The sequence below is a fragment of the Tamlana crocina genome, assembly GCF_012037625.1.
On the sequence record NZ_JAAVJS010000717.1, the window covers coordinates 1 to 312 of the forward strand.

Here is a 312-nt window from a genome sequence, read left to right on the forward strand (position 1 = left end):
AGGTAGTGCCAATATTTACTGTGCTGGTGACAGAGATGCTTCCTCCCATTGCCTCCACCTGATTCTTGGTGATAAAAAGTCCGATTCCATTCGCTTCGGGATGGCGGTGAAAGGTTTTATACATCCCAAACATCTTATCGCCGTGTTCATCCAAATCGATTCCCATTCCATTATCACTTACCTCCAGGAAATTTTCGCCATGCTCCTTATAAGTTTGAATATAGATCACCGGTTTTCTGCCTTTGAACTTGTATTTAATGGCATTCGTAATCAAATTTAATAAAATACTCTCCAGATACTCAGAAATGTAGT

Annotated in this window: 1 protein-coding gene; it reads right to left on the minus strand. The window is 40.1% G+C overall.

Annotated elements, in window-relative coordinates:
* Positions 1–312: ATP-binding protein (locus tag HC176_RS18700; RefSeq protein WP_167920476.1), on the minus strand; the 312-nt coding region annotated here is incomplete at both ends.